Origin of the sequence: Hirschia litorea (assembly GCF_042665075.1) — a bacterium.
Taxonomy (GTDB): Bacteria; Pseudomonadota; Alphaproteobacteria; order Caulobacterales; family Hyphomonadaceae; genus Hirschia; species Hirschia litorea.
On sequence record NZ_JBHTBR010000002.1, the window covers coordinates 219,291 to 243,067 of the forward strand.

27 protein-coding genes and 1 tRNA gene are annotated in these 23,777 nt (G+C 44.7%); 22 read left to right on the forward strand and 6 right to left on the reverse strand.

The genetic code is table 11. From position 1 onward, the window contains the following. Positions 1-30: 30 nt before the first annotated feature. From ACFQS8_RS01130 to ACFQS8_RS01140, 3 genes are read right to left on the reverse strand one after another with little or no spacing between them, the layout of a single operon-like run. Positions 31-714, reverse strand: coding sequence for a glutathione S-transferase (locus ACFQS8_RS01130; protein WP_382164903.1), 684 nt, complete (start codon positions 712-714; stop codon positions 31-33). A 39-nt stretch (positions 715-753) separates the two neighbouring features. Next, a complete protein-coding gene (gene hemB / locus ACFQS8_RS01135) occupies positions 754-1,737 on the reverse strand; it encodes a porphobilinogen synthase (protein ID WP_382164905.1) in 984 nt (327 codons plus the stop codon). Between the two features lie 48 nt (positions 1,738-1,785). Further along, on the reverse strand, positions 1,786-2,349 hold the full coding sequence (locus ACFQS8_RS01140) for a GNAT family N-acetyltransferase (RefSeq protein ID WP_382164907.1): 564 nt from the start codon (positions 2,347-2,349) through the stop codon (positions 1,786-1,788). A gap of 265 nt (positions 2,350-2,614) precedes the next feature. Between ACFQS8_RS01140 and ACFQS8_RS01145 the strand changes: the two genes are divergently transcribed. The 5 genes from ACFQS8_RS01145 (at position 2,615) to ACFQS8_RS01165 (ending at position 6,896) form a co-directional block, all read left to right on the forward strand. Then, positions 2,615-3,100: a hypothetical protein gene (locus ACFQS8_RS01145; protein ID WP_382164909.1), complete on the forward strand. Its 486-nt coding sequence runs from the start codon at positions 2,615-2,617 to the stop codon at positions 3,098-3,100. Between the two features lie 105 nt (positions 3,101-3,205). Further along, the gene (locus ACFQS8_RS01150; RefSeq protein WP_382164911.1) at positions 3,206-4,234 is read left to right on the forward strand and encodes an enoyl-CoA hydratase/isomerase family protein; all 1,029 of its coding nucleotides are present in this window, start codon (positions 3,206-3,208) and stop codon (positions 4,232-4,234) included. A 199-nt stretch (positions 4,235-4,433) separates the two neighbouring features. Continuing rightward, complete coding sequence (locus ACFQS8_RS01155) at positions 4,434-4,934, forward strand: MarR family winged helix-turn-helix transcriptional regulator (protein WP_382164913.1); 501 nt, start codon at positions 4,434-4,436, stop codon at positions 4,932-4,934. Between the two features lie 423 nt (positions 4,935-5,357). Continuing rightward, entirely contained in the window at positions 5,358-6,578 is a 1,221-nt protein-coding gene (gene hemA, locus ACFQS8_RS01160) for a 5-aminolevulinate synthase (protein ID WP_382164915.1), read from the forward strand. 72 nt (positions 6,579-6,650) lie between these two features. Next, positions 6,651-6,896 (forward strand): DUF6898 family protein, encoded by a 246-nt coding sequence (locus ACFQS8_RS01165; protein ID WP_382164917.1) that lies wholly within the window; start codon positions 6,651-6,653, stop codon positions 6,894-6,896. Positions 6,897-6,979: 83 nt separating this feature from the next. On the opposite strand, the gene ACFQS8_RS01170 is transcribed toward ACFQS8_RS01165, so the two are convergent. After that, positions 6,980-7,405: a Ros/MucR family transcriptional regulator gene (locus ACFQS8_RS01170; RefSeq protein WP_382164919.1), complete on the reverse strand. Its 426-nt coding sequence runs from the start codon at positions 7,403-7,405 to the stop codon at positions 6,980-6,982. Between the two features lie 228 nt (positions 7,406-7,633). Between ACFQS8_RS01170 and glyA the strand changes: the two genes are divergently transcribed. The 9 genes from glyA to ACFQS8_RS01215 all read left to right on the forward strand — a co-directional run bounded on the left by glyA (position 7,634) and on the right by ACFQS8_RS01215 (position 14,520). Then, positions 7,634-8,935: a serine hydroxymethyltransferase gene (glyA, locus tag ACFQS8_RS01175; protein ID WP_382164921.1), complete on the forward strand. Its 1,302-nt coding sequence runs from the start codon at positions 7,634-7,636 to the stop codon at positions 8,933-8,935. A gap of 62 nt (positions 8,936-8,997) precedes the next feature. Beyond that, positions 8,998-9,471 carry a transcriptional regulator NrdR gene (gene nrdR, locus ACFQS8_RS01180; RefSeq protein WP_382164923.1) on the forward strand — a complete coding sequence of 158 codons (474 nt, stop codon included), beginning with the start codon at positions 8,998-9,000 and terminating at the stop codon, positions 9,469-9,471. Continuing rightward, positions 9,468-10,148 carry a RibD family protein gene (locus tag ACFQS8_RS01185; RefSeq protein WP_382164925.1) on the forward strand — a complete coding sequence of 227 codons (681 nt, stop codon included), beginning with the start codon at positions 9,468-9,470 and terminating at the stop codon, positions 10,146-10,148. Before nrdR ends, ACFQS8_RS01185 begins: the two co-directional genes overlap by 4 nt. A 102-nt stretch (positions 10,149-10,250) precedes the next feature. Further along, a complete protein-coding gene (locus ACFQS8_RS01190) occupies positions 10,251-10,865 on the forward strand; it encodes a riboflavin synthase (protein ID WP_382164927.1) in 615 nt (204 codons plus the stop codon). 4 nt (positions 10,866-10,869) lie between these two features. Continuing rightward, positions 10,870-11,994, forward strand: a complete 1,125-nt coding sequence (ribB, locus tag ACFQS8_RS01195; RefSeq protein ID WP_382164929.1) for a 3,4-dihydroxy-2-butanone-4-phosphate synthase — start codon at positions 10,870-10,872, stop codon at positions 11,992-11,994. A gap of 2 nt (positions 11,995-11,996) precedes the next feature. Then, positions 11,997-12,440 carry a 6,7-dimethyl-8-ribityllumazine synthase gene (ribH, locus tag ACFQS8_RS01200; protein ID WP_382164931.1) on the forward strand — a complete coding sequence of 148 codons (444 nt, stop codon included), beginning with the start codon at positions 11,997-11,999 and terminating at the stop codon, positions 12,438-12,440. Next, positions 12,441-12,932, forward strand: a complete 492-nt coding sequence (gene nusB, locus ACFQS8_RS01205) for a transcription antitermination factor NusB (RefSeq protein ID WP_382164933.1) — start codon at positions 12,441-12,443, stop codon at positions 12,930-12,932. A 51-nt stretch (positions 12,933-12,983) separates the two neighbouring features. Then, positions 12,984-13,955, forward strand: a complete 972-nt coding sequence (gene thiL, locus ACFQS8_RS01210; RefSeq protein WP_382164935.1) for a thiamine-phosphate kinase — start codon at positions 12,984-12,986, stop codon at positions 13,953-13,955. 109 nt (positions 13,956-14,064) lie between these two features. Continuing rightward, a complete protein-coding gene (locus tag ACFQS8_RS01215) occupies positions 14,065-14,520 on the forward strand; it encodes a hypothetical protein (RefSeq protein ID WP_382164937.1) in 456 nt (151 codons plus the stop codon). Between the two features lie 81 nt (positions 14,521-14,601). Here the strand turns inward: ACFQS8_RS01215 and ACFQS8_RS01220 are convergent, their stop codons facing one another. Next, positions 14,602-15,069: an outer membrane protein assembly factor BamE gene (locus tag ACFQS8_RS01220; protein ID WP_382164939.1), complete on the reverse strand. Its 468-nt coding sequence runs from the start codon at positions 15,067-15,069 to the stop codon at positions 14,602-14,604. A gap of 70 nt (positions 15,070-15,139) precedes the next feature. Between ACFQS8_RS01220 and ACFQS8_RS01225 the strand changes: the two genes are divergently transcribed. From ACFQS8_RS01225 to ACFQS8_RS01260, 8 genes are all read left to right on the forward strand, one after another. Further along, positions 15,140-15,691, forward strand: a complete 552-nt coding sequence (locus tag ACFQS8_RS01225; protein ID WP_382164941.1) for a ubiquinol-cytochrome C chaperone family protein — start codon at positions 15,140-15,142, stop codon at positions 15,689-15,691. Between the two features lie 65 nt (positions 15,692-15,756). Next, complete coding sequence (plsX, locus tag ACFQS8_RS01230) at positions 15,757-16,824, forward strand: phosphate acyltransferase PlsX (protein WP_382164943.1); 1,068 nt, start codon at positions 15,757-15,759, stop codon at positions 16,822-16,824. A 3-nt stretch (positions 16,825-16,827) separates the two neighbouring features. Further along, positions 16,828-17,814 carry a beta-ketoacyl-ACP synthase III gene (locus tag ACFQS8_RS01235; RefSeq protein ID WP_382164945.1) on the forward strand — a complete coding sequence of 329 codons (987 nt, stop codon included), beginning with the start codon at positions 16,828-16,830 and terminating at the stop codon, positions 17,812-17,814. 104 nt (positions 17,815-17,918) lie between these two features. Then, positions 17,919-18,230 carry an integration host factor subunit alpha gene (locus tag ACFQS8_RS01240; RefSeq protein WP_382164947.1) on the forward strand — a complete coding sequence of 104 codons (312 nt, stop codon included), beginning with the start codon at positions 17,919-17,921 and terminating at the stop codon, positions 18,228-18,230. Next, the gene (locus ACFQS8_RS01245; protein ID WP_382164949.1) at positions 18,230-18,814 is read left to right on the forward strand and encodes a MerR family transcriptional regulator; all 585 of its coding nucleotides are present in this window, start codon (positions 18,230-18,232) and stop codon (positions 18,812-18,814) included. Before ACFQS8_RS01240 ends, ACFQS8_RS01245 begins: the two co-directional genes overlap by 1 nt. 171 nt (positions 18,815-18,985) lie before the next feature. Then, positions 18,986-19,062 (forward strand) — tRNA-Pro (locus ACFQS8_RS01250). Between the two features lie 267 nt (positions 19,063-19,329). Continuing rightward, on the forward strand, positions 19,330-20,088 hold the full coding sequence (locus ACFQS8_RS01255; protein ID WP_382164951.1) for a hypothetical protein: 759 nt from the start codon (positions 19,330-19,332) through the stop codon (positions 20,086-20,088). A gap of 220 nt (positions 20,089-20,308) precedes the next feature. Next, positions 20,309-22,690 carry a TonB-dependent receptor gene (locus ACFQS8_RS01260; RefSeq protein WP_382164953.1) on the forward strand — a complete coding sequence of 794 codons (2,382 nt, stop codon included), beginning with the start codon at positions 20,309-20,311 and terminating at the stop codon, positions 22,688-22,690. Between the two features lie 71 nt (positions 22,691-22,761). On the opposite strand, the gene ACFQS8_RS01265 is transcribed toward ACFQS8_RS01260, so the two are convergent. Beyond that, entirely contained in the window at positions 22,762-23,490 is a 729-nt protein-coding gene (locus tag ACFQS8_RS01265) for an IclR family transcriptional regulator (protein ID WP_382164954.1), read from the reverse strand. Between the last annotated feature and the right edge of the window lie 287 nt (positions 23,491-23,777).

The following is a 23,777-nucleotide window of genomic DNA, read 5'->3' on the forward strand; positions in this document are numbered from 1 at the left end:
TTTGTGCATCTCATGGAGGTGATTTATGTCTTAGGAATTGGTGACCTGTGCTTTCGCGTATGCGTATTCGCCACCCTTTGCTAGTGCTGTCTGGTAAGCGGGGCGTGCGTGAATACGAGAAAGGAAATCCATGATTATTTCGCTTTTATCAGCTCCCGCACGTGATGCAGCCGCTTCCAACGGAAAGCTCATTATCATATCTGCCGCTGTAAATTTATTGCCAGCAAACCATCCGGTTTTTGAAAGAGACTTTTCCCAATAATCAATATGCTCTTGAAGACGAGGCTGTACAAATGCTGTCATAGCCTTTTTGCACACTTGCTTAACCACTGGTCGCATTAAAAAACTTGTATTTAAAGGCATTCGATCGAAGACAAGCTTCATAAGCAAAGGAGGCATGGCCGAGCCTTCTGCATAATGGAGCCAATGCTGAAGCGCGATACCATCTTTAGTGTCAAAAGAAGGTGCAAGAGGACCGTTTCCATATTTAGCCAATAAATAGCTGAATATCGCACCTGTTTCAGCAATCGTGTAATCATTGTCTTGCAAAATTGGTGACTTACCTAATGGGTGCACCTTTTTAAGTTCCGGCGGCGCGAGCATTGTTTTGACGTCACGTTGGTAGAATTTAATTTGATAAGTAAACTCTAGCTCTTCAAGGAGCCATAATACGCGTTGGGAACGTGAGTTATTGAGATGATGCACTGTAAACATGGGGGAATCCTATAAAGGCAGAACAGTATAAATGCGCAACTAGCTTAAAAGTTGCGCTAATTTATCGGCATTATATGTCACGACACCAGAAGCACCAGCGCGTTTAAATGCACCGATAATCTCCACAATTGCGCGTTCTTCTTCAATCCACCCGCGCTGTGCAGAGGCTTGAATTGCTGCATATTCACCTGAAACATGGAAGGCTAAAGTTGGCACATGTAATTCACGTGACACACGCTGGACAATATCTAGATAAGGTAAGCCGGGCTTGACCATAACCATGTCCGCGCCTTCCTCTATATCCATTGCTACTTCGCGGATAGCTTCTTGAGTGTTTCCAAAGTCCATTTGGTAGGTTTTCTTGTCGCTTTTTAGCAGCGCAGCTGAACCAACGGCTTCACGATAAGGGCCGTAAAAAGCGGAGACATATTTTGCAGCATACGAAAGAATGAGCGTATTTGTATGGCCGGCTGCTTCCAACCCTGTTCGGATCGCACCCACGCGTCCATCCATCATATCTGAAGGGGCGACGATATCTGCGCCAGCTTGGGCCTGCACAATTGCTTGAGCAACAAGTAATTTGCTGGTTTCATCGTTTAGCACATAGCCGTTGCCATCAATTAGTCCATCATGACCATGAGATGTGAAAGGGTCCAGCGCGACATCGCAAATTATGCCTACATCTGGAGCGGCCGCTTTCATGGCACGAATAACTTCAGGAATTAAACCATTGGGATTAAGTGCTTCGCTTCCTTCATCATCTTTCTTGGATGGGTCAATATTAGGAAAGATAGCAATCGCTGGGATACCCAATTCTTGCGCACGCTTTGCAGCTTTGGTCGCTTCATCAATATTTAAACGATCAATCCCAGGCATGGCTGTAATTGGAATACGCGCTTCCGTTCCATCATGTATAATCATTGACCATACAAGATCATCTACAGTGGGTCTGGTTTCGCGCGTTAAGCGGCGTACCCAATCTGATTGTCGCGTGCGCCTTAAACGAGTAGCGGGGAAGGCCATAGCAGGGGGACCTTTCTAGTCAATAAAGATGTTGTCTTAGCTCATAGCTTAGAAGAATAGTCGTTTCACAGACTTCTTCATGAAGCAACGTTTAGAAATGTCCATTGTGGCACGTTGAAGCTGGGTGAGTTCATGCTGCCAATCTTGCAGTTTGTGTCTTGGAATTTCTTTAAACCCTAAACGTTTATAGAATTTTCCATTCCAAGGGATATCTCTGAATGTTGAAAGGCTAATATGATCATATCCATGACGTTTAGTTTCTTCAATTGCATGGCGAACTAGCTGTTCTCCAATGCCTTTGCGCCCATATTCAGGAAGAACTGAGACCTGATCCAAATACATTCCGGTCTTTTTATGTTCGCAAAGGATGAAACCAATAGGAATGTCGCGATCATTGGCGGATACCCATAATAAGCTATCACCCAACCCATTGCGAAAACGAGCCTCAGGAATGGGGCGGAGTTGAGCTGAGTCCGGACTAAAGTCCAATAGCCCAGTTTCCCTAAAGAGTTGAGAGGATGTCAGGTCTATCTCTTGAAGGGCATTAATTTCATCTGCTCTTGCGCTTCGAATTCTCACTTGGTCAAGTAAATTAGAGTTGGGTTGTGTCATAGAGAATATTTTGACTTTGGTTAATGGGTAATGGAAGGCAATTTAAGTCTGTGTATATTAATGTGTAACATTAAGTTTGCTGTGTAGTAGTTGAAAAGTACACGATTTTTAGTATTAGAGGATGCTTATAAGAAATGCTATGTAAGTAGGTCTCTTCAGTGTTTTCAATAGGTTGGTTAATTCTAACTTGAAAATTGGCGAGATGAAGAGTGCTGGCATCAATGTAGATTGGTCCTTGTCAGTAGGTTTATGAGTAGAGTTTGCAATGTATTCACGTTTTGAAATTGCTCTGACCAGCGCTGATACTTTGCTGGTGTTTGGCGGCTTGTTTGGAGTCATATCAGCCATAGCGGTTGCTAGCGTACTTGTGCCTGTAAGTCGCGCGCTACGTGGCGCAGTTTTATTTGGTCTATTATTGGTTTTTTCCGGCGGTAATGTTGTAACTGGAATGGCGCTCATGTCAGGTCCGGTTCCAGAAACTGCAGATAAAACGGTTATTGTGCTCGATAGCATCCAATTTGCGTTCTTTCTTTTTTCGCTCCTGGTTGGCGCATTTGTCCTCGTAAACCGACTTCAATGGTTTTTCGTTTTCTTTTTCCTTCATTTTGCTTTGGGATTGTATACGTTGACTTTATCCCAGCAGGTGATTCCTGTCTGGATCACGTCATTTGAAGTTATGTTTGAATTGATTGTCGGGATTGCAGCCATATTTTTATTGCGTCCGGAACGTCGTTCAATCTTTGACGATTAAATTCGATAGAAGCCAAATAGCTTGATTGGCTTTATTTATATGGGCTGGCCTGCTGCCCAAAATACACCGCTCTAAACAAGCGGAATATAGCGAGTAGATAGAACAATGTCAGATGTTATCGCAAAAATTAGCGGGCCTGTTGGTCATATCACCTTAAACCGTGCCAAAGCATTGCATGCACTGAATACGCAAATGTGTGCAGACATTTCCAAAGCACTGCTGGACTGGCGTAGCAATGATAGTGTGAAAATCATTGTTATTGATCATGCGGAAGACACTCGTGGATTTTGCGCAGGCGGCGATATTAAGCCAATGGCTATCTCTGGGCAGGGTGATGGTGTGGAGGTGCGGAAGTTCTTCGAAACCGAATACCGCATGAATGTGCAATTGTTTGAATACCCAAAGCCCGTCGTGACATTCATGGATGGTTTAACCATGGGGGGGGGAGTTGGGCTCAGTATTCACGGTAGCCATTCGATCGCTACAGAAAATACTGTCTTTGCCATGCCTGAAACGGGAATAGGTCTGTTCCCAGATGTTGGCGGCGGATGGTTTTTGCCGCGCTTGGGTGGTGGGCTTGGTCAATGGCTAGGGTTAACTGGTGCAAGACTAAAAGGCGGTGATGTCGCAGCAGCTGGAATTGCAACGCACTTTGTCGAATCAAAAGTTCTGCCTGCAATAAAAGAAATGGTACTTTTAGGAGATTTGGAAGTTCTTGAAGCGATGGAGTGGGAAGAGTACGGGTCCTTCATCAAGCAAATCGACATAATCAATGCATGCTTTGAAAAAGATACTGTCGAAGAGATATTTCAAGCTCTTGAAGATAATGGCAGTGAATGGGCTTTAAAGCAGCTATCTATAATGAAAACAAAATGTCCTTTTTCAATGAAGGTTACGCATCGTCAACTGATCGAAGGCGGTAAACTTGAAACATTTAAAGATGTCATGGCGATGGAGTTTCGTCTCGCAAATAGATCTGTAGCACGTCCAGATTTCGCTGAAGGCGTCAGGGCTGTTGTTGTCGATAAAGATAATGCCCCTAAATGGGAACCAGCAGAGCTTTCAGGCGTCAGCGAAACTGATTTAGAGGCAATGTTTGCGCCGCTGGAAAGAGGTGAGCTTACATTTCTTTAGATATATTTATGCTTAGAAGAATATTCAAAATATCGAGAAGTCCTAGTTTTATATGAAATGTGCTAGGATTTTTTTGAAAAATAATTTGACAAAAATGCATAAAACTTACTGATTCGCATTTATCATTAGCATTTTGTTAGATTCATTTGGTTAGCTTCATACCCAGCCAATAATAACAAAATGTATAGTGGTGATGGTGATGATGATTGAAGCTAACGCATCTAAAATGGATGCGAACGATACTATTGAATATTCTTTCCTAAGTTCTTTGTCTCTATTAGAGCAAGCACACCGTCGTTTACACGACGTTGTAAAAGACAATTTAGAGCGCTCTGGTGAGCGTTACTTAACGGGTGTTCAAGCTCTCCTTCTTTATGAAATCGGTGAAAAGGAAACACCTGCAAGCACATTGCGTGCTCGTGGTGCTTTTGCTGGTACGTCTATGTCGTACAACGTAAAGAAACTACAAGAAGGTGGATATTTAGAGCAAGCGCGTTCTGATGATGACCGCCGTACAGTTCTTCTAAAATTGACGCCAAGTGGTTTGGATGTACGTAGCAAAGTTGCGCAACTCTTCGACCGTCAGGCGAATGCTTTGGAGCCTACTGCGTCTGTGCGCAATGAAGACCTTCAACACATGAACAAGACAATGTCACGCCTAGAGCGTTTCTGGTCAGATCAAATCCGTTACCGTCTCTAATCGAGTAGACGGGAACAAAACAAGCGGGCGTTGAACCAAAAATTTTGGTTCGTGGGGCACCTGTGAGAAAGGGTGTGATACTTGAGGGTGTCGCACCCTTTTTCTTTTTGCATCCATAATTGAATTTTATGCATGATTTTGTTGAACCTTTATTTTGTCAGTGTAGAAATAAGTTCAACTCGGGTGAGGATTTCCTTTTCTTGTGTGTTTTTAAAGAGGTAGGAAAGTCTTTGCGTGAGACCTTGTATATGCGTTTATAGCGCATTATCTGCGTAAAGCTGCCGCACTGCGACGATTGTGCAGTTCCCTTTTGAGGGGGATAGCGCTAATCATTATGTAAGTTAAAGATGCACTCTAAACCGGATTCTTCTTGAAAATGGTGTGCTAAATCAATGACGCACCAAATAAGGAGCGCAGAAAATAATGAGACACCTGCAAGCTTTTGAGGATGCTCTTAATTCAATCAAGTCCGAAGGGCGTTACCGCGTCTTTATTGATTTGAAACGTCACCGTGGAGAGTTTCCAAGAGCTGCCGCACGTTATGAAGACGGGCGCGAGCAGGATGTGATTGTTTGGTGTTCCAATGATTATCTTGGCATGGGTCAAGATAATGATGTGCTTGATGGTATGCATGAGGCTATTGATAGCTTTGGTGCAGGTTCTGGTGGAACACGCAATATTTCTGGTACAACACGCTATCACGTGGACCTTGAAAAAGAACTTGCGGATCTACACGGTAAGGAAGCCGCCCTACTGTTTACGTCTGGTTATGTGTCAAACGAAGCGACGCTTTCAACAATCGCAAAAATTCTTCCAGACGTTATAATATATTCAGATGCGTTAAATCATGCATCTATGATTGAAGGTATTCGTCGTTCCTCCTGTGCGCGTCGTGTATTTCGTCACAATGATGTGGCGCACTTGCGTTCACTCATCGAAAATGACCCTGCAGATGCACCTAAGCTGATCGCGTTCGAGAGTGTCTACTCTATGGATGGTGACGTAGCTCCCATTGAAGAGATTTGTGATCTAGCAGATGAATTTGGAGCGCTCACTTATATTGATGAAGTGCATGCCGTTGGTCTTTATGGCGAAGAGGGCGGTGGTGTCACTGAAAGAGATAGTCTTGCTCACCGAATAGATATTATTGAAGGAACATTGGCCAAAGGTTTTGGCGTGATGGGTGGATACATCACAGGTAAAACGGCTGTGATTGATGCAATCCGTTCGATGGCACCTGGTTTTATTTTTACGACCTCAACATGTCCAGTTCTTGCAGCTGGTGCGCTCACATCCATTCGTAAACTACGTACAGATGACGGACGTGACTTACGTCGCCGTCACCAAGCTGCTGCGGCGATGCTGAAGCAGAAATTCAAAGATGCGAATTTGCCTTTGATGGAATCTGAAACCCACATCGTACCATTGCTAGTCGCTGATCCAGAGCGCTGTAAGGCGTTGTCTGACACATTGCTGCATGATTTTGGAATTTACGTGCAGCCGATCAATTACCCAACTGTTCCAAAGGGGACAGAGCGTCTGCGTTTTACGCCATCGCCAAATCACACTGAAGAAATGATGGATGAGCTTGTCTCTGCATTATTGGCAATTTGGGCGCAATTGGGTTTGGAGCGCGCATCTTAGTTTCGTAGCCAACTGTTTGATAAATTTATAGCACTGATTGTCGTCTCAAAGAGTTAGCGCTATTATTTATTGATGACTGATTCAGGCCACATATATTTGGAATTCAACCGTATTGGCAACACTATGGAGGTACGTGCTGTAGATGCGCATGATGGGTTGGAAATTTCTTTTATCGCGCCATCTAATTCTTCTGAAAGTGAAATTTTGCCGATAGCACGCAATAAGTTGAGCTATGCACGCAGGAAGATTGAATCGAAGAAAAACGGCAATGCAGAGGATGCAAATCAACCTAATTCTAGGCGCGGCATCATTGTGTGATTTAATATATAAAACTGACCATAAAAAACGCTGACCAATATATTTGGAACAGCGCTTTTTTATATCTTCATTGAGCACAAAATTTATTTATTGCTACTTTTTCCAAGGCCGATCTTTTTAGCAAATTCCGAACGGCGGGCTGTATAACTTGGTGCAACCATCGGATAGTCAGCAGGCAAAGCCCAGCGGCGGCGGTATTCATCCGGTGACATATCGTAGCGAGAGCGTAAGTAACGCTTGAGCATTTTAAGTTTTTTGCCGTCTTCCAAACAAATAATGTATTCCTCAGTTACTGATTTCCCGACCGGAACCGCAGGTTTTGGACGTTCATCTAACTTAGTATCCGAGGTGTCAGAAAGATTAGATACTGTTTTGTGTACTGATCGAATAACATCCGACAAGTTATCAGTAGGTACTGGGTTATTGGATACAAACGATGACACTATGTTCGATGTCATTCGCATGATTTCGTTTTGGGAGAGGCTAGTGTTTTTAATTTCTTCGGTCATGTGTTCTTTCCAGAAAGACACTCACAAGTGGTGAATTTAGTGTTTCACTGTTAAGGATATTAGATTCTATCAAGTAATGACTCTACTAATAGCTGATAATGACTAAGTAAATCGAGTTTTATTTTGTTTATTCGTAAAATAAAATTGGTTTTGTGTCGAAACTTGCCATTTTGCGCACAAAGGCTTACCTGAACAGCAACGAATGTTCCTCACAGTTTGGAGAATCCCATGACCTCGTCTGCTCAAGGCTTGTTTACAAAATCACTTAAAGACACGGACCCAGATGTATTTGCATCCATTAATGATGAATTTGGCCGTCAAACACAGCAGATTGAGTTGATCGCGTCTGAAAACATTACTTCTCGTGCCGTATTGGAAGCGCAAGGGTCAGTGCTGACTAATAAATATGCAGAAGGCTATCCTGGGCGTCGCTACTATGGTGGATGTGAATTTGTTGATGTTGCCGAAACATTTGCAATTGATCGCGCTAAAAAACTTTTCAACTGTGAATTTGCGAACGTTCAACCATCATCCGGTTCTCAAGCAAACCAAGGTGTTTTCCAAGCGTTGATTAAACCGGGCGACACTATTCTTGGTATGAGCTTGGCAGCAGGTGGACACCTTACTCACGGCGCTAAACCAAACCAATCAGGTAAATGGTTTAACGCTGTTCAATATGGGGTGCGGGAAGACAACCACTTGATTGACTTTGATGAAGTTGAAAAGCTTGCACTTGAGCACAAGCCACAACTTATTATCGCCGGTGGTTCTGCATATCCGCGTCAGATTGATTTTGCGAAATTCCGCGCAATCGCTGATAAAGTTGGTGCATTCTTTATGGTTGATATGGCCCACTTCGCAGGTCTTGTAGCTGCTGGTGAGCACCCGAACCCACTTGATTATGCTGATGTGGCAACCACAACGACTCACAAAACATTACGCGGCCCACGCGGTGGAATGATTCTAACAAACAATGCTGACATTGCTAAGAAAGTGAATTCAGCAATTTTCCCTGGTATTCAAGGTGGCCCATTGATGCATGCGATCGCTGGTAAAGCCGTAGCGTTCGGTGAGGCACTGACACCAGACTTTAAATCATACGCCAAGCAAGTTATAGCCAACGCGCAAGCGATGGCAGCTGCGCTTAAAGAAGGTGGATTGGATATTGTGTCTGGTGGAACAGATACACACGTCGTCCTCGTTGATTTGCGTCCCAAAGGTGTGAGCGGTAAAGATACAGAAGAAGCACTAGAGCGTGCTTTCATCACATGTAACAAAAACGGTGTGCCTTTTGATCCTGCACCACCAATGGTAACATCAGGCATCCGTGTTGGTTCTCCAGCAGCAACATCTCGTGGATTTGGTGTTGAAGAGTTTACACAAGTGGGGCGCTGGATCGTTGAGATCGTAGATGCAGTTGCATCTGGTGAAGACTCATCTGCAATTGAACAACGTGTAAAAAGCGAAGTGATTGCAATGACAGAGCGTTTCCCAATCTACCAAGGCTCAATCGCTGGTCAGGCGCTTTAATAGCAAACAGTAAGGCTTCTCGATACCTTATCGAGGAGCCTCTTTAATCGGAGTGAATGCACATGCGTTGTCCTTTCTGTCAGTCGAGCGATACAGTTGTACGCGATAGTCGGTCTGCGGAAGAAGATACCGCCGTGCGCCGCCGCCGTGGTTGTCAAACTTGCGGTGGCCGCTTCACAACGTTTGAACGTGTACAATTGCGGGACCTCATGGTCGTTAAGCGGGACGGTAAGCGTGTTCTGTTTGATCGTGAAAAACTTGCGCGTTCAGTAAAAATAGCGCTTCAGAAACGTCCAGTGGATGAAGAACAGATCGATCAAATGATCTCGGGTATTATCCGTCGTTTAGAAAGCTCCTCTGAAGAAGAGATAACGTCTTCTGAAGTAGGCGGATTAGTCATGGAAGCATTGTCCACGCTCGATCCTGTGGGGTATGTGCGATACGCATCGGTATATCGCGATTTCAAAAACCCATCAGACTTTGCGCGCTTCATTGAAAAACACATGGCCGAGTTGGGCGAAGCTGATAAAGAATGAGTGACGCACCGTTTCCTAAAGTCACGCTCAAACTGGCGACGTCACTAGATGGACGTATAGCCACTTCCAAAGGCCAAAGTCAGTGGATTACAGGGACTGAAGCGCGGGCGCAGGTGCATCATTTGCGCGCTGAACATGATGTTGTTCTCGTGGGGTCAGGCACTGCTCTCGCTGATGACCCTATGCTGAATGTGCGCACAAACCCACCTAGCAATAAACAGCCAGTACGCATGGTTGTAGACAGTCAATTGCGCACTCCGCTGACGCATAAGCTCGTTCAAACGGCACGCGAGTACAAAACTATTATTGCGTGCGGCATGAATCTGAAAGAAAAAGCCGAATATCCTTTTATGGAGCATGGTGTGGAGGTGTGGAGCCTTCCCATTGCGCCGATTGAAGGTGTTTCCCTTCGCGCTCTGCTTGCTAGGTGTGCCGAAGAGGGCATTGAAACCCTGTTTCTGGAAGGAGGCGGCAAGCTTGCTGCGTCTTTCCTCAAGGCCAATCTGGTTGATAGAATTGAATGGTTTCGCGCACCTATCGTAATTGGTGGAGATGGCATAGCTTGCCTTGCTTCGTTAGGCATAGAAAGGCTTGATGAAGTGACTGGGTGGCACCGCATGCGCCTTGAAACCTGCGGAGTGGATGTGTGGGAAAGCTTCTCGCGCAAAATGGACTAAACCATTTATGTGGATCAATTGGACAATCGACCAATCAGCACCTAAATGAAATGAGGGATCAAGGGCTGGTCCTTTTTTGAATCGAACAGAAAGCTTCTTCTAATGTTTACAGGTCTCGTTACCGACCTTGGCCGTATCGCGGATGTTAAAGATGAGAACGGCATGCGCCGTTTCCGTGTTGAGAGTGCCTATTCGGTAGATGACATTGAAATGGGTGCATCCATTATGCATTCAGGTGTGTGTCTCACTGTGGTTGGCTTTGATCAAAATGACGATGGATGCTGGTTTGACGTTGAAGCTGTGCAAGAAACCCTAGATCGTACAGTGCTTGGACAATGGCGTGGTGGGACGCACGTTAATTTAGAGCAAAGCCTAAAACTGGGGGATAAGCTGGGCGGGCACTTCGTTTTTGGTCATGTAGATTGCGTCGGTGAGGTTATATCAGTAACGCCCGAGGGTGGTTCTCGCCGTATTCGGTTTTCTATCCCAGACAGCATGAGCAAATATGTCGCTGAAAAGGGCTCTATCGCAATTGATGGTGTGTCTCTAACAGTAGCTGCTGTGGGTGTTGAAAATAATATAGATTGGTTTGAGGTTGCTGTTATTCCCCACACATGGGAAGTGACCACAATTGGTGAAATGAAACCGGGTCGTAAAGTGAACCTGGAAGCTGACATGCTCGCGCGTTATGTGGCGCGTATGTTGAACAAGGAATAAATGAATGTCTGAAGATTTTTCAACCGCGATTTCTCCGATCGAAGAGATCATTGAAGATGCGCGCAATGGGAAAATGTATATCCTTGTGGATGCTGAAGATCGTGAAAACGAAGGTGATTTGATTATCCCTGCGCAGTTTGCGACGCCAGACCAAGTAAATTTTATGGCACGTTATGGACGTGGGCTCATCTGTCTTTCCATGAATAGAGATCGCGGACGTGGTTTGAATCTTGATATGATGGCGCGTGAAAACCGCGAAAGCATGCAAACAGCTTTCACCGTGTCTATTGAAGCTAAAGAAGGTGTGACTACTGGTATCTCAGCGCATGATCGTTCACATACTATTGCCGTTGCAATTGACCCGACAAAAGGACCAGAAGACATTGTGTCGCCAGGGCACGTGTTTCCTTTAATTGCGCGTGATGGTGGTGTGCTTGTGCGTGCAGGGCACACAGAAGCCGCTGTAGATATTTCTCGTTTGGCCGGGCTTTATCCTGCTGGTGTGATTTGTGAAATCATGAATGATGATGGTTCAATGGCGCGCTTGCCAGAGCTTGTATCATTTGCCCAATTACACGGTTTGAAAGTCGGTACGATTGCGGACCTAATCGCTTATCGCCGTCGTGAAGATCGCTTTCTTGAACGCCGTATCGAAACTGATTTTGAATCCAGCTATGGTGGAAAATTCCGTTTGATCGTGTTTAAAAATCTGATTGATGAAACCGAGCATGTTGCGCTTGTTAAGGGTCGTATTTCTGGTGATGAGCCAACATTGGTGCGTGTGCACCGAGTCGATTTCCTTACAGATGTATTGGGTCAAGCAAATGGCCGTGAAGATGCTGTGCAATCGGCAATCCGCACTTTGTCTGAATCAGAAGAAAATGGTGTGGCTGTTTTTGTGCGCATGGGTGTAAAAGCAGACCTAGCCACACAACTTGGCGCAATTGATGATGGTAAGCCTGATCCATCTGCACCATTGCGCGAATATGGTATCGGGGCGCAAATTTTGAAAGATTTGGGTGTCCGTAAGATGATTTTGATGAGTAATCATGGTCCTTCTACCTTGCCGGGACTTGACGGCTACGGCTTGTCAGTAGAGGGATGGCGTCGGTTTTCTGGAGACGAGTAGACATGAGTGATTTTGCGCCTCACATTTTGATTGTAACATCGCGGTATTATGAAAAAATTGTACTTGAGCTTGAGGCTGGTGTGGAAGAAGCACTAGATCGCGCGGGCGCAACATACGAAACAATTGAAGTGCCGGGTGCATTTGAAATTCCTGCTGCTATTCGCATGGCTATGGAAGCTGCTGAGTTTGATGGCTATATCGGGCTTGGATGCGTCATTCGCGGAGAAACATCGCACTATGATTATGTGTGTGGTGAAAGTGCGCGTGCGATGATGGATATTTCCATGATGGGAACACCTATTGGATTTGGTATTTTGACGGTTGAAAACCAAGACCAAGCTTGGGTCCGTGCGGATCGAAAACAGAAAAACAAAGGCCAAGAAGTAGTCGATGCTTGTGTGGCTATGGTGAACCTTTCGCGCCATTTTTCAGACGTGGATGTGTAAATGACTAATACCCCGCCAGTGGATAAAGATAACGAACGTAAATTACGTAAACTTGCCCGTTCAGGTGCGCGTTTGGCGGGTGTGCAGGCGCTCTACCAAATCGAGCAAACTGGCCGCTCGGCGCGCTCAGTCATTGACGATTATTGCGAAGATGGTGTCGGCCTTGATGATGAAGGCAATCCAATTGAAGCTGCTGACCCTGAAATTTTCAGAGATCTTGTTGAAGGTGTTGTTGATATCCAAGTTGAAATCAATGAGGCAATAGTTAAACGTCTAGCAGATGGTTGGAAAATTGAGCGCTTGGATGCAACGTCTCGTGCGATTTTGCGTGCAGGTGTGTATGAATTGATGAAGCGTGATGATTTGCCGGCGCAGATTATTCTGGATGAATATGTGTCTATCGCACATGCATTCTTTGATGACGCTGAACCGCGCTTTATAAATGCGTTGCTTGAAAATGTACGTGAAGATGTACGCGGAACGCCAGCGTAAAATCTAAACGATTAAAGGTGTCAGTATAAATTAAGATAAGGGTGGCTATGCATGAATGAGTTTGATCTGATCAAGACTTATTTTGCACCTTTAGCAACATCACCAGATGCTTTCGGTTTGGAAGATGATGTCGCATCCTTAAATCCACCTGATGGACGTCAACTTATTATCACTACAGATAGTCTCGTTGAGGGCGTTCATTTCTTGAGCGAAGATCCTCTTGAAACGGTGGCGCAAAAACTCCTTCGAGTTAACATTTCGGATGTCCTCGCAAAAGGTGGTACTCCTTGGGCAGCGGTCTTATCCTTAACGTGGCCGAGCGGACGAGATGTGCGCCAAATCAGTTCATTTGCGGATGGATTGAAAGCAGATTTGGAGCATTGGGGTATCTCGCTAATGGGGGGTGATACTACATCCACACCAGGTCCATTGATGCTAGGGTTCACACTGTTAGCACATTGCCCTCAGACGGGCCCCATACGCAGAGCAGGCGCTAAGCAGGGCGACGACATATGGGTTACAGGCACGATTGGTGATGGCTATTTGGGGCTAAAAGCAGCTAGAGGTGAATTATCACTTAGCCGTCCTGAAGACGTGGCGTTGTTGGCGTGGCGTTATCGTGTGCCGGAGATCCCAGATCTCTCAATCGCAGACCTTATATCAAACGTTGCTCATGCAAGTGCTGACGTTTCGGACGGGCTTGTGGCTGATATTGATCACATTGCAAAAGCTTCTAATTTTCAAGCAGTTATTGCTTTGGATGATGTTCCTTTCAGCAGTGCAGCCAAGCTATGTTTAGAAGAAAAAAAGGTTGGCAGACTGGAGCTTATTACAAAGGGTGATGATTATCAGACTGTTTTTACAGCACCACCCGAGGCCAAGGCTGCTATTTTGCGCGCCAGTCTGCAACATGGTTTGGACATTACTAAAATTGGAAAAATCCAATCCGGCCAAGGCGTACTATTGCAACGTTCGAATGGGGCAACCATTCCTATTAGAAGTGAAGGATGGAAACATTTTTGAAGTATAACTTGTTTCCGACCATTGTTTTATAACACTAAAATACAACACCTTCCTAACGGAGTTGAAACCTCTTTGAAGTAGATTAGCTATAGTAATTCAGGAGAATTCTATGGCTTTTTCAATGCCCTCAATTTCTAAAACACTCGCACTTTGTGCAGTTGGGGTTGTTATTTCAACGACCAGTTTTGGCGGCACCGCCTATGCTGCGGGGGATAGTGCCAATAAAAAAGAAGAAAAAGAAATCAATCGCTCAGTAGAATTAAACGCGATGGTTTTTCCTGTTTTTGATGAAGATCGTAAGCTCGTAAACTATCTTTATGTCAATGCAAGAATGCTCGTTGCAGACGGCAAAGGTGTGTGGGATTTTCGTGAAAAAGCACACATTGTAAGAGATGTCGTGCTGCGTGCTGCTCATAGAGAGAGCATCCACCTGCAAGGCAATTATTCACGTATTGACGAAGAAAAAGCTGAAAAGCTTTTCATTGAAACCGTGAATAAAGAGCTAGGTGAGCATGCCTTTACGGGGATGACTTTCCTGCAAGTTGCCAGCCAAGAGCTTGGTTAAATTGGTTTTTTAATCCAATAAAAAAACGGGCTGACGAAAAATGCAGGCCCGTTTTCTTTAGTGGTTTTTAGGCTTTGAGAATTACTGGCCGGGCCCACGTTCTTGTTGTTGGCCTATACCACCAGGAAGACCTGCACCAATTGTTCCGAATAATTGCTCAAGAATTCCTAGTTGACGTCCACGAGTTGGCGTTTCGCGTGAGACATAATCGATCACTTTACCATCGCTTAAATCGTAGGTGAGAACATCTGTAACCTGATCTTGTTCGTCAAATTGAATGGCTACAATGTTACGACGCACAACTTTGGAGCGGTGATAGGTCAATTGCTCCTGAGTTGATGACATATAAACCCAGAGGTTATCATCAAAAACACTTGTCGTAGATGGAGAACCTAAACGCGCAATAACAGTTGACCGTGTATCCACAGAGGGTTCAATCTCTGAAGGTTGCACTTGGTCTGGTAAATAGCCATGAAAATTACGTGATGCTTGACATGCATTAACAGAAAGAATCGCGGCACAGGCTATAAAAATCTTAAACTTCACCATATTGAGGTCTCCAACTCGTGAATACGTTGGTACAGTTGGGGAGTATAGTTTGGCAAGCGGAGTATAGCGAATGGAACTGCTGAAATCGATATTTCTAAGAAAAAAACGCTCAAAAGAGGTTCCCGAGGCGCTTCACATGGCGATTATGGAGCAATCGCTTCAACCATGTTTCTTTGGGGATGGTAAATTAGAGGATAGCTTTGCTGGGCGATTTGAGGTGGTTGCGCTGCATTCCGCTTTGGTTTTCCGTCGCTTGAGAGATATGGGAGAGGCGGGCAATGGGTTAGCTCAAGAAACTTTCAATGAATTATTCTCTGGCTTTGATGACGCATTGAGAGAAATCGGAACAGGTGATTTAAAGGTCGGAAAAAAGGTGCGCGTAATCGGTGAATCTTTTTACGGTCGCGCAAAAGCATATGATGAAGCTATTTCAGAGCGCAATGATTTGGCTATGAAGGATGCGATTCTAAGGAATATGAATGTGAATGACGGATTCGCAGATGTTCTGGCGAAGTATGCAAGTCAAGCAGCAGTTCTCTTTGACAATCAACAAGAAGAGCGCATGTTAACTGCTGAAATTGACTGGCCTTCAGTGGAAGAAGTCAACCTTTGGGCCAACTGAGACTAGATAACTGACGCGGACGTGTTAATAGGTCGAGGATTGTATTAGTGAAACAGGCGAATTGAATGACTGAGATTCAGGTCATTTCTATAGACGGCATGGGTGGTGATGATGGCGCTCAAATGGTCGTTGCGGGAATAGAACGCTACGCGAAGACAGACCCCAACACACGCTTTTTGGTGTTTGGTGATGAGGTCGTTCTTAAACCTTTACTAGCAGCCACAGAGCATGCCAAGGCGCGCACAGAGATTCGTCATGCCGCTAAGAGCGTTGCGATGGATGCGAAGCCTGCTCAGGCTGTGCGTCAGGGGAAAGGCACCTCCATGTGGGGGGCTATTGAGGCTGTCAAAAAAGGTGAAGCTTCAGCAGTTGTATCTGCAGGCAATACTGGTGCTTTGATGGCGATGGCCAAACTAATTCTTCGTACAATGGAGGGGATACATCGCCCAGCATTGTGCGCGAGTTGGCCAACCGCTAAAGGAATGAGTGCAGTTCTTGATCTTGGTGCTGATATTACAGCAGATGCAGAGCAACTGGCTGAGTTTGCTATTATGGGAGAAGCTTTTGCAAAAGCGGTACACCATAAAGAGAATCCAAGCATAGGACTACTCAATATTGGTTCTGAAGATATGAAGGGGAATGATACCCTACGGTATGCAGCTTCTTTATTGAGCAACGATGATTTGACAATAAACTATACCGGTTTTCTCGAAGGCAATGATATCTCCTTTGGTGGTGCAGACGTTATCGTGACTGATGGGTTTACTGGCAATGTCGCTCTAAAGACAGCTGAAGGTGCGGCTGGATTAATTGCACAACTATTAAAGACTTATCTCAAAGGGAGTGTGTTTGGGATGCTGGGTGGTATGATCGCCACTCCTGCTCTGAAACGCCTAAAAGATAGAATTGACCCCAGACGCGTGAATGGTGCCGTATTCCTGGGACTAAAAGGGATTGTTGTGAAAAGTCATGGTGGAACTGATCCATATGGCTATGAGCAAGCAATAAGGGTTGCGGTTGACATGGGTAGCTGTCACTTTGCGGAGTTCATCGAACCGAGTCTTGCGCAGCTAAAGCTGGTTGTGGAAGCAACCGAAAAGAAAAATTTGAGTGCGACTGAGGCGGCTGAGTAGACATTGACCACACTTCAATCAGAGTATCGTTCTGTAGTTACAGGTATTGGCGGTTATTTACCCGAACGCATTTTGACAAATGAGGATTTGTCAAAAATGGTGGATACGGATGACGCTTGGATAACTGAGCGCACTGGAATTAAGTCACGCCATATTGCCGCGGACGGAGAGCTGACCTCTGATTTGGGGACGAAAGCTGCGATAAAAGCGATGGAAGACGCCGGTGTCACAGCTGACGATATTGATTTAATCATTTGTGCAACAGCTACTCCTGATAAAACTTTTCCTGCGACAGCTTCTATCATTCAAAGAAAACTTGGTGTCACCAATGGTGCAGCATTTGATGTTCAAGCTGTGTGTTCAGGTTTTGTGTTTGCTATGGCAACAGCTGACAATTATCTTGCGAGAGGGCAGTTTAAACGCGCGCTCGTGATTGGCGCTGAGACGTTTTCTCGGATTATTGATTGGTCTGATCGTGGTACTTGTGTGCTTTTTGGTGATGGTGGCGGGGCTATTGTTCTTGAACGTCAAACGAAAGAAGAAGCCAACGGTAGCGGTGTATTAGGCGCGCATTTGCGTACAGATGGTCGCTATGTTGATTTGCTTCATGTTGACGGTGGGCCTTCATCTACTCAAACCGTTGGACACCTTCGGATGATTGGCAATCAGGTTTTTAAACATGCCGTCAATAAAATATCAGAATCGGTGCGAACAGTTGTAGATGAAGCTGATTTAGAGCTTAGTGATATAGATTGGCTTGTTCCGCATCAGGCAAATCAACGCATACTTTCTGCGGTTGCGCGAAATCTAGGTGTTGAAGAAAATCGAATCGTATCTACAGTTGCTAATCATGGGAATACTTCTGCTGCTTCAGTGCCGCTTGCGTTAAGTGAATTGCACAAGTCTGGTATGCTCAAAAAGGGCGAATTAGTGCTTATTGAAGCAATTGGTGGAGGCCTTTCTTGGGGGGCTGCGTTGTTTAGACTTTGATTAACGAATAGTAAATGAATGTATTCGTTGATATTTTTGTGTAAACACTCTTAACAAAGTCAGCTTCTCGGGTTAATGTAGGTCATTAAATGGGAGCTGCTAACGTGTCTGAAAAAACAATTACTCGGGCTGATATAGTCGATTCGTTGGTTCAACAAGTGGGCCTGACGAGGCAAGATTCTAGTGATTATCTTGAGCGCGTGCTTGAGATGATTTGCGAAGAGCTCGTTGCGGACAACCCTGTTAAGCTAGCTCGTTTTGGAAATTTTGTTGTACGGCGCAAAAATGCGCGGATAGGGCGTAATCCTAAAACAGGAACTGAGGCCCCGATAACCGCGCGTCGCGTTGTTACATTTAAGCCTTCGCCTTTGATGCGAAGCCGTGTGGAAGCATCGCTCGCTACTAAGGAGAAGTAATGAACGCCTCTGCTGCGAAGATTGTCTTTGATGATCTACATGATGCACAACCCACACCTCCGACTGTTACGATAGCTGGTGAAAGCCCGAAAAGTCGACGTCGCCCGAAACCTCAGAAGTCAGCGGATGCCTTTCGATCTATAGGTGAAGCAGCTAAGGAATTGGGCTTAAAGGCGCATGTTTTGCGTTTTTGGGAAACTAAATTTTCGCAGATTTCACCAATGAAACGTTCTGACCGCAGACGTTATTATCGCCCTGAGGATATGTTGACGATTCGCGCTATCCAGATCCTTCTCCATGAGCGTGGAATGACAATTAAGGGTGCGCAACGTTATTTAGCATCGACTCCAGTCAGCTCATTGTTGAGCGATGATGCTGAGGAGAAAAAGGTTATGGCACCAAGTATAGCTGGTAAATCGGTAAGAGACCTACAAGATGTTGTGCGCTCTGCTGTTGAAGGTGGTGCGTTTAAAGCGGTCGCAGAAGTGCAAAATGATGATGTGCCACGTGAGCGTTTAGATCGATTGTTGGAAGACCTGACGGGTTTGAAATCACGCTTGGATGAGGTGCGGAAAGCATCTTAGTTTGTTGTAAGCTGAAAACGTATCGAAGAATATTTAGCCCTGCCTATCTTATTGGATTAGCAGGGCTTTTTGTTTTTAAAATCGTTTGGTTATTAGATGTTTGAGTATTAAAAGGCATGAATAGCTGATTGCAAGTCTTCTAGGACTAGCTTATAAAGCTGCCTTGATTGTCGGGGCGTGGCGCAGCCCGGTAGCGCACTGGTCTGGGGGACCAGGGGTCGCAGGTTCAAGTCCTGCCGTCCCGACCAATCAAGTTACTGAAAGCATTTATGTTTTTAGTTTTTTTCTTCTCTGAAATATAAGAACTCGGATTTTGTGACGGAATTTCCGTCGCAGGTGCTGTATTGTGCTTGTCCAAGTACGTGTTTTCTAACTTTTATTACGAATATATATTGTTAAATGCGCAGCATGATGCAGTATTGATATATCTAACCTGCAATATTTGGCCTTCAACATATAAAATACAAAACATACGAGGGGCGCAAAATTCAAGGTAATAACGGGGGAAGAACTACGTGGCGAAGCTATTCAAATTATACGCGTTCAATCTGTCTGCTATGCTGCTGGTGGGAGCCTGCTCTAACCCCGGTCATATGGAGCAGCGATCGCGCTATAGTACAGAGGATCTTCAGCATGTAGCCCGATCTGTCACAGATAGTGATGTGCGCAGGTTTGTGAATTTAATGTCGGGTGAGTTTGATAGTTTCCAACAAATGCAAGCTGATGAAGCGGCAGGTGTGGAGGGCGATAAAAAGCATAGTCGCGTAAATAGATATTTTATGAAAATTGATGCGCCCAAAATTGGTGATGCAGTACTTGTAGGATCTACCCGATACGGTGGACCACCAAATTGGTATTTTGATAAAACTGAATTTTTAGTTTGGACTGTTTATGTCACAGAAAACGGTCAACATTTAAAAATGTCTCCGCGCAAGTTTAAAGATATAGAGCCTAAAATTTCTATTGCAAAAAATGCTGATGCTTTTTCTGGAGTGCTGCCCGCTGAATTGGAAAAAGCAACGAGTGGTGCCGCATGCGATATCATTTGGACGAAAGATGGGGATGGATTTCTTGGCGAAAGCTTACCTTGTAAAGTTTTGTCTACAACACAGGGTGTGGAACTAAACTGGTCATGGAAATATCAGGTTTTACCTGATGCGCTTTGGGTGGAATTTTCAGGCGCAACTGAAGAAGGAAAGATATTATTTTCGACGCCCAAAGGTTCACCATATCGTTTAGATGAAATTCAAGTTGGAAGCGCTGACGCGTTTTAAGGCGCTGCAATTCTGATCGTATCTGTGATTTTTATTGCTTAATTATGTAGCAAAGCTCCCTAAAAAATACAAATATTCGTAATTAAATTACGAATATCCGAAATTAGATATATCATTTTTCGATAAGATAATGGTATATCTAATGCGGGGCCGGATGTTTTCGATACCAATAATAAATCCGGACTGAATGACATAACGATGATATTTGGGAGGAGTTCGTATGCGTAAGAATGTATTTCTATTGGGGCTGCTAAGTACGGTATTTGCGGGGAGCGCGTTGGCGCAGACAGCTAGTGATGTAGCTGAAGAAACAGCCGCTGATACAAAAAGACTAGGGACGGTTGTCGTAACGTCTCGTAAAGTTGAAGAGAGCCTTGCTGAAGTACCTCTAGCTATCACTGCATTTTCTGCAGCAGATATTGAGAAAGCTGGCTTAACTGATCTAAATGACGTTGCTGACTTTACGCCGGGTTTGACCTTCCTAGACTTATTTGGTGCAAGTGTTCCAACGCCGGTTATTCGGGGTGTCGCACAAACCGCTGTTGGACAAGAAAACAATACTGCAGTTTTCGTTGATGGTGTATTTATCGGTGCAAGCACAGGTCTAAACTTAAGCCAAATTGACTTTGAACGTATTGAGGTTGTTAAAGGCCCACAAAGTGCGCTTTACGGGCGAAACAGTTTTTCTGGTGCTATCAATTTTGTAACTGCAAAGCCTGACAATGAATTTGGTGCAAAACTTGAGCTAAAAGCCGGAAATCGCGGTCGTCAAAAAATCATGGCATCCATGACAGGTCCTATCGTCGAGGATAAAATTGCTGGCCGTATCGCTTTAGCTTTTGATGGTTGGGATGGTTCCTATGATAATGAAGAGCCTGGTGGCGGCGACATTGGTGGTTATGAATACAAAACAGTAAATGGTAGTTTGCGCTTCACACCAACGGAAGACTGGGACATCAATCTTACAGGGTATTACTCGGAGGATGATATTGACCCGCCGGCTATTAAGAAAATTCTCGCAAATTGTGAATTCAAAAATGGCGGCCCTCGCGCGCAGAATTTCTGTGGTTCATTGCCGGATGCAGACGAAGTGGGAAGCTTTCGTGTTTTACCGCAAGCAGAAGGCGGTCAGCGTGAAACCTTCCGTACATATGTTAGTGCAAACTATGATCAAGACTGGGGTAGCATTAGTGCGCTTGCCAGTTATTCAGAAGTTGAATTTTCCTTTACGGAAGATGGTTCGCGTGCACTCGGTTCAACATTTCCGTACGTTTATACAAACCTAACTGGTGGTATCGATACATTTGAAGCTTCTCTTTTGCAGGTGGATTTGCCTGATACAAGCACAGAGATGAGTGGAGAACTTCGCTATACCACGCCTCAAGACCAAAAGTGGAGAGGGTCTGCGGGGGCATTCTATTATTCAAGTGAAGATATCAGTGGAGGTGGTGGTACAATCGTACTGAGCGATTTACCTGACGATTTTAAAGCTTTCTGTCCATGTGCACCAATTGCACCTGGGTTCACGCTAGGTTTTGGTGATGGTGCTTTCTTAGGTGCATTTGGGCCAACCGGAACAATTGATACAACCGATTCAGGTAAAAGAACGACAGATTCTTGGGCTGTGTTTGCATCAACTGAATTTGATTTCACAAGTGCTTTAACTGGGCGCGCGGAAGTGCGGTACGCACAAGATGAAATCAAGTTTCTTGAATTGAGAACCGGCAATAATGGGGGCGATACATTCGAATCCATAACGGCACGTTTTGGTCTTGATTACGTCTTAGAAGATGGTTCGCTTCTTTACGCATCCGCTGCGCGTGGTGCAAAAAGTGGTGGATTTGATACTGGAAGCGATAATGGGCGTTTTGTTGTATCTGCTTTTGATCCTGAATCTAACTGGACATATGAGTTGGGTATGAAAACCAACAGCATTGCTGATTGGTTCTACACTGAATTGGCTGTGTTCTACGTAGACTGGAAGGATATTGTTGTTCCTCAACTGGACGAATCCTTTGCACCGCCAATTTCATTTGATGTGAATGGTGGGGAAGCTAAAGTCTTCGGTGTTGAAGGTTCATTCGTTGCTGAAGTTACGGATAATCTTTCAATAAATGGGGGCGTTGCGTGGACGGATGCAGAGTTTACAGATGCGAAGATCGACACGTTTTCTGCATTCCCAGGCTTTGGTCCTGATGGGGATGTGTCAGGTTTGAAAGTTCAAAGACAACCTGAATGGCAAGGTAACTTGACCGTGTCTTATGATAAAACGATCACATCCGACTTTGATGGGTATGTGCGCGGTGACATGCTGTATCGCGGGAAATTCTTCTCTGATGCAACAAATCAAACTGTTCACGATGCGCGTACGACATTCAACTTACGTACGGGTGTTCGCGGTGATCGATATTCACTGGAGTTGTGGGGTGAAAACATTTTGGATGATGGCAAGTCGGTTGCCTCTTTCCGCGATGTGTTCTTCAACAACACGACCGATGGTGTAACGTCACCATCAGATTTCTCAACATTCTTCCCGTTGACGATCAGTGCGACATATCCAAACAGAAGAACATATGGACTGACTTTGCGCGTAAATTACTAAGTCATCGCGTAATTGAACTGAAATAGAAAAGGGTGCCTTGTGAGAGGTGCCCTTTTTTCTACTTCAAATGTCTATTTTCCAATGGCAGATAAAAGTGCTTTTGAAAATTTAGCTTCATTCTCTTTGATACGATTGATGACACCACCTGCGCAAAGGATTACCCAGCGTTCGGGTGAAATTTCCAAACTTACGGAGATTGCGCCAACATCAGGGTGAACGAGACCGTATCCGGTTGAGTAATTGGTTTCTCTAATCGTTTTAACTTTTTTCAAGAGATTGGCTAATTTGGTGCCGTCTTCGCGCTTATGCCTTTTGAGATAGGTTTTTTTGATGTCTTCGTCTTTCCAATGCGCAAGTTGAGCGTGGCCCACAGAGGATTGGAATAAGGGGACCATTTCTCCGACGGACATTCTGAAATTGAGAGGATGTAGACCGCTTATTTCAGCTAGACATAACATTTGAGTGCCATTTTGGCTGAAAATACCGATCGTTTCACGGGTTTCATCCCGCAGTGATCTTAGTAGTTCTTCATAGTTGAAATTGTGAAGCGGGTTGTCGATCAACCATTCTCCCAAATTGCTTATTTTCGGGGTGATGAAATAAGTTCGGCTGCGACTATCATATGAAATATATCCTAACTCGCTAATGCATTTTAGGAGGTCAATAATTGATGTAAGAGGTGCATCTAATTTGTTTGCGATTACGCTTGCGGACATGGGCTGTTGTTCGGCATCGAAAATCTCAAAAAGTTGAAAACACCTTCGTATTGATCGTAGTGAACTTGGGGTCTTCTCATTCATTTTCAGTTTTTCCATTTCGATCGAGCGTGTTCATCCTATAATATCATAATTTTTTGAGGGAATTAGGATTTCTAACCTTCGGTACGAATTAGTCGCACTTAGGTCAAACCTGCTAAAGTTACCCAACGTAAATTAGCGGCAAAAATGCAGGTAAGTCGGAGGTTTCGAGAGGGGGGATCATTGTGGAAATTACGGAAAAAAGTAGTTGCACTACGGATATACGAATGCAATGGTATACCAATACAAGAACATACGCTGGTGCGTTTAAGAAATAGTGCCCGATATAA

Bases quoted from the DNA above. Each gene is read 5' to 3' on its own strand.
- hemB (WP_382164905.1), bottom strand. From the start codon at position 1,737: ATGGCCTTCCCCGCTACTCGTTTAAGGCGCACGCGACAATCAGATTGG.
- ACFQS8_RS01140 (WP_382164907.1), bottom strand. From the start codon at position 2,349: ATGACACAACCCAACTCTAATTTACTTGACCAAGTGAGAATTCGAAGC.
- ACFQS8_RS01155 (WP_382164913.1), top strand. From the start codon at position 4,434: ATGATGATTGAAGCTAACGCATCTAAAATGGATGCGAACGATACTATT.
- thiL (WP_382164935.1), top strand. From the start codon at position 12,984: ATGAATGAGTTTGATCTGATCAAGACTTATTTTGCACCTTTAGCAACA.
- ribH (WP_382164931.1), top strand. From the start codon at position 11,997: ATGAGTGATTTTGCGCCTCACATTTTGATTGTAACATCGCGGTATTAT.
- ACFQS8_RS01130 (WP_382164903.1), bottom strand. From the start codon at position 714: ATGTTTACAGTGCATCATCTCAATAACTCACGTTCCCAACGCGTATTA.
- nrdR (WP_382164923.1), top strand. From the start codon at position 8,998: ATGCGTTGTCCTTTCTGTCAGTCGAGCGATACAGTTGTACGCGATAGT.
- ribB (WP_382164929.1), top strand. From the start codon at position 10,870: ATGTCTGAAGATTTTTCAACCGCGATTTCTCCGATCGAAGAGATCATT.
- ACFQS8_RS01190 (WP_382164927.1), top strand. From the start codon at position 10,251: ATGTTTACAGGTCTCGTTACCGACCTTGGCCGTATCGCGGATGTTAAA.
- ACFQS8_RS01165 (WP_382164917.1), top strand. From the start codon at position 6,651: ATGACTGATTCAGGCCACATATATTTGGAATTCAACCGTATTGGCAAC.
- nusB (WP_382164933.1), top strand. From the start codon at position 12,441: ATGACTAATACCCCGCCAGTGGATAAAGATAACGAACGTAAATTACGT.
- hemA (WP_382164915.1), top strand. From the start codon at position 5,358: ATGAGACACCTGCAAGCTTTTGAGGATGCTCTTAATTCAATCAAGTCC.
- ACFQS8_RS01215 (WP_382164937.1), top strand. From the start codon at position 14,065: ATGGCTTTTTCAATGCCCTCAATTTCTAAAACACTCGCACTTTGTGCA.
- ACFQS8_RS01170 (WP_382164919.1), bottom strand. From the start codon at position 7,405: ATGACCGAAGAAATTAAAAACACTAGCCTCTCCCAAAACGAAATCATG.
- ACFQS8_RS01145 (WP_382164909.1), top strand. From the start codon at position 2,615: ATGTATTCACGTTTTGAAATTGCTCTGACCAGCGCTGATACTTTGCTG.
- ACFQS8_RS01260 (WP_382164953.1), top strand. From the start codon at position 20,309: ATGCGTAAGAATGTATTTCTATTGGGGCTGCTAAGTACGGTATTTGCG.
- ACFQS8_RS01220 (WP_382164939.1), bottom strand. From the start codon at position 15,069: ATGGTGAAGTTTAAGATTTTTATAGCCTGTGCCGCGATTCTTTCTGTT.
- ACFQS8_RS01245 (WP_382164949.1), top strand. From the start codon at position 18,230: ATGAACGCCTCTGCTGCGAAGATTGTCTTTGATGATCTACATGATGCA.
- glyA (WP_382164921.1), top strand. From the start codon at position 7,634: ATGACCTCGTCTGCTCAAGGCTTGTTTACAAAATCACTTAAAGACACG.
- plsX (WP_382164943.1), top strand. From the start codon at position 15,757: ATGACTGAGATTCAGGTCATTTCTATAGACGGCATGGGTGGTGATGAT.
- ACFQS8_RS01225 (WP_382164941.1), top strand. From the start codon at position 15,140: ATGGAACTGCTGAAATCGATATTTCTAAGAAAAAAACGCTCAAAAGAG.
- ACFQS8_RS01150 (WP_382164911.1), top strand. From the start codon at position 3,206: ATGTCAGATGTTATCGCAAAAATTAGCGGGCCTGTTGGTCATATCACC.
- ACFQS8_RS01185 (WP_382164925.1), top strand. From the start codon at position 9,468: ATGAGTGACGCACCGTTTCCTAAAGTCACGCTCAAACTGGCGACGTCA.
- ACFQS8_RS01265 (WP_382164954.1), bottom strand. From the start codon at position 23,490: ATGAATGAGAAGACCCCAAGTTCACTACGATCAATACGAAGGTGTTTT.